Origin of the sequence: Saccharomonospora saliphila YIM 90502, assembly GCF_000383795.1 — a bacterium.
Lineage (GTDB): Bacteria > Actinomycetota > Actinomycetes > Mycobacteriales > Pseudonocardiaceae > Saccharomonospora > Saccharomonospora saliphila.
In genome coordinates this window covers 1-3248 of sequence record NZ_KB912690.1, presented here as the reverse complement: position 1 = coordinate 3248, position 3248 = coordinate 1, and the positions used below count along the sequence as shown (strand labels likewise).

4 protein-coding genes are annotated in these 3248 nt (G+C 72.2%); 1 reads left to right on the top strand and 3 read right to left on the bottom strand.

The window, feature by feature from the left end:
• The 3 genes from SACSA_RS0114615 to SACSA_RS0114605 all read right to left on the bottom strand — a co-directional run.
• Positions 1 to 973 (bottom strand): adenylate/guanylate cyclase domain-containing protein (locus SACSA_RS0114615; RefSeq protein ID WP_019816641.1); only part of this gene is annotated, 973 nt, incomplete at its 3' end.
• Between the two features lie 19 nt (positions 974 to 992).
• Positions 993 to 1442, bottom strand: coding sequence for a universal stress protein (locus tag SACSA_RS0114610; protein ID WP_028661891.1), 450 nt, complete (start codon positions 1440 to 1442; stop codon positions 993 to 995).
• Positions 1443 to 1522: 80 nt separating this feature from the next.
• Positions 1523 to 2689 carry a coiled-coil domain-containing protein gene (locus SACSA_RS0114605; RefSeq protein ID WP_019816639.1) on the bottom strand — a complete coding sequence of 389 codons (1167 nt, stop codon included), beginning with the start codon at positions 2687 to 2689 and terminating at the stop codon, positions 1523 to 1525.
• Between the two features lie 182 nt (positions 2690 to 2871).
• Here SACSA_RS0114605 and SACSA_RS0114600 point away from each other — a divergent pair, with 182 nt between their 5' ends.
• Positions 2872 to 3240 carry an SPW repeat domain-containing protein gene (locus SACSA_RS0114600; protein ID WP_019816638.1) on the top strand — a complete coding sequence of 123 codons (369 nt, stop codon included), beginning with the start codon at positions 2872 to 2874 and terminating at the stop codon, positions 3238 to 3240.
• Positions 3241 to 3248 lie beyond the last annotated feature (8 nt).

Genomic DNA, 3248 nt, shown 5'->3' with positions numbered 1-3248 from the left:
CGCCGCCCCCCGCTCGCCGCAGCGCGGCGGGCCGCAGGCGCTGGTACCCGCGCACCGGAACCGGCCGCAGAGTGCGGATCTCGTAAGCGGGCGCGTCCGCGAGTGTCCCGGCCAGGGTCGTGTCGACGAGCACGGTGCCCGGCCGGGCCAGCGAGGTCAACCTGCTGGCGAGGTTGACCACCGACCCGTAGACGTCGCCGAAGCGGCTCAGCACGCGGCCCGAGGCCAGTCCGGCGCAGACCTCGGGCAACTGGGGGTCGGCTTCGGCCCGCTCGGTCATCGTCAGCGCGATCTCCGCGGCCCCCGCCGGTGACGGGCACACGAACAGCACCTCGTCTCCGATCAGCTTGACGATCCGCCCCCGGTGCTCGGCGACGTGCTCGGTGGCCAGGGCCTCGAATCGGTCGAGCACCTCGGTCAGCTCGGCTTCGTCCACACGCCGGGCCATGCGGGTGTATCCCACCATGTCGACGAACCCGACGACCTCGGAGTGGGCGGGCAGCGTCTCGCCCGGCGCGGCAAGCGCACGCCCCGCGTACGCGGTCAGATGCCTGCGCCACACGAAGTCCTGCACGCGTTCCAGCTCGGGAAGCACCCGCTCCACGAGCGCGCCGATCTCACCCTCGTCCTCGGCCAGTGCCGGGTTGTCCCCGATCAGCGCCCAGAGCAGCTCGGCTTGCCACTCGGCGAGGCGGGACATGTGCAGGCCCACGGCCCGTGCTACTGACGTCTCCAGGTCCCGGTCGAGCAGCCCGGCGCCGACCAGCCGGTCGGTGATCCGCACGGCCTCCACGTCGGCGTCGGTGAACACCACCTCGTCGTCGCCCACGGAGGCGAACCCGAGCGCCTGCCACAACTGCCGGGTGCGTTCCTGCGGAACGCCCGCCCTCTCGGCGACCTGGAGGCGGGTGTACTTGCGGGTGCCACCGAGCAGGATGCGTTCGAGCCGGTGCTGGAGGCTCTCCTCGGCCATCGCCGCGTCCGTGCCCGCATCACGTGGTGTGGACGATGAGCACGTCCACACCGGACTTGCGTGCGACCTCGGACGGCACCGAGCCCAGGATGCGCCCAGCCAGCGTGTTGAGTCCCCGGTTGCCGACCACGAGCAGGTCGGCGGAGTGCTCGGCGACCACCTTGCGCAGGGAGTCGACCGGCTCACCCACCACCGGGACCGTCCGCACGTCGGTGGCGCCGACCGTCACCGCCCGCTCGCGAGCGGTGCGCAGTGTGTCCTCGGCGGGGGCCGAGCCGACGACCTGGTACGCCTCCTCGCGCAGCACATCGGCGGCCTTGTCGACCTTCTCCTTGTCGGCGGGGTAGAAGGCGCACGCGACGACGAGGGTGGCGCCCGCATCGGCGGCCACGCGGGCGGCTTTCTCGACCGCGGCCATCGACGAGTCCGAACCATCGGTGCCGACGACGACGGTGTGATAAGCGGCCATGCGGTCCTCCAGAAGGGTGCTCATGCCGGTCCGGTGGCCGACAGTAGCGGGTCCGGAGTCGCCGCGCAGCAGTTACCTACTCACGAGTTGGTTTTGTCCGCCGTGGTCGCGGGCACGACCACGGTCGGCTGCGACGCCCCGTCACCGGCGCGTTCCGTCGCATGGTCCTCGCCGTCGGGGTCCGCGGCCGTGTCGCCCTCCCCGCCGGGGCGGGTCTGGCCGGAGGAGCTTTCGTCCTCGTCCCGTGGCGTTCCCTCCGCCGCACCGAGCGCCGACTCGGCCTCGGCCAGCATGCCGCGCGCGGCCTGGACCTGATCGGCGATGCGGGCGCGCAGTGTGCGCAGGGCCCGCACGCGGGCCGTGGCCTCGGTGATCCTGCGCTCGGATTCCTCCTCGGCCTCCCGCACCCGGCGGCGGGCCTCTTCGGTGGCCTCGGCCACCCGCGCGTTGGCCTCGCTGATCGAGTCCTGCTTGCGCCGGTTGGCTTCCTCGACCGACTCCCGGCGGCGGCGCTCGATCTCGGCCTCGGCCTTGGCCTTCTCGTCGGCGACCTCGCTGCGGACGGCCGACGCGTGCTCGCTGGCCTCCCGGACCCGGCGCTCCGCTTCGGCCTTGCTGGCCGCCTCCTGCTCGGCCAGCTCGCGCATCGCCTCCGTGCGCCGACTGGCCATCGCGATCTCGAAGTCCTCCTCGACCTGGGCGCGGCGCTGCTCGGCCTCACGGTCGAGGCGGTCGCGTTCCTCGGTCGCGGTGGTCGTGATGCGCTCGGCCTCCGCGCGGGCGTCGTCGAGGACCTTCGCGTGCTCGGCCTCCATCTGCTTGCGCCGCTCGGACAGCTCGGTGAGCAACTGTTCGTAGCGGGCTCGCATGGCGCTGGCGTCCGACTCGGCCTTGGCCCGGATGTGCCCCGCCTCGGCCTCGGCGCGCGCCTGGGTGTCGCTGGCCTCCTCCTGCGCGAGACGCAGCATCCGTTGCAGGCGTTCGGAGAGTCCCTCGATGGTCGTCGGGGGCTGGGCGAGCCGCTCGACCTGCCCGCGCAGATCGTCGATCTCGATGCGCGCCGATTCGAGTTGCCGGGCCAGGTCGTCGGCCTGCGACACGGCCGCGTCCCGGTCGGACATCAGCATCTTGATGTCGGCGTCGAGCCGTTCCAGATGCTCGTCGACCTGGGCGCGGTTGTAACCGCGCTTCTCGAAGTCGAAACCGGCTCCCAGCGGCACGAGCTCCCGTTCCTCACCAAGGCTCATGCGGACCACCCTAACGGTCGCGCCCCGCGCGCACGTTCCGGAAGGTGCCGATGGGGGACGGGTCGTCCGGACGGGGTGGCTACCCGGGCCTCTCCCGTAGTTGACCGGCCGGCCAATCAAGCGCATCATTCCAGGTGAGGACCGCGAGCAGCACGGTCCCGGGGCACAGAGAGGTGATCACGATGGCGCACACATCGACACGGCCCTGGACACGACCGCACGACTGGGCCGAAACGGTGCTCGGCGTGGTGCTGGCCCTGTCCCCGCTGTGGTTCGACACCGGCACCGCGGCCACCTGGACGATGGTCGTGCTCGGCGCGCTGATCGCGCTCGACGGCCTGGTGTCGCTGGCGAGGCCAGGCCTGGTCTATGGCGAGGGCGTGCAGATCGTGCTCGGGGCACTGGCCTTCATCTCGCCATGGGTGATGGGCTACACCGAGTTCACGGGCGCGGCGTGGACCTCTTGGATCGTCGGCGCGCTCGCCATCGTCGCCGGTGCCGCGGCGCTGCCGATGGCGGGGGCCGCACACCGCGCGGCCGGCCAGCACTAGACCGCACG

Bases quoted from the DNA above. Each gene is read 5' to 3' on its own strand.
- SACSA_RS0114610 (WP_028661891.1), bottom strand. From the start codon at position 1,442: ATGGCCGCTTATCACACCGTCGTCGTCGGCACCGATGGTTCGGACTCG.
- SACSA_RS0114605 (WP_019816639.1), bottom strand. From the start codon at position 2,689: ATGAGCCTTGGTGAGGAACGGGAGCTCGTGCCGCTGGGAGCCGGTTTC.
- SACSA_RS0114600 (WP_019816638.1), top strand. From the start codon at position 2,872: ATGGCGCACACATCGACACGGCCCTGGACACGACCGCACGACTGGGCC.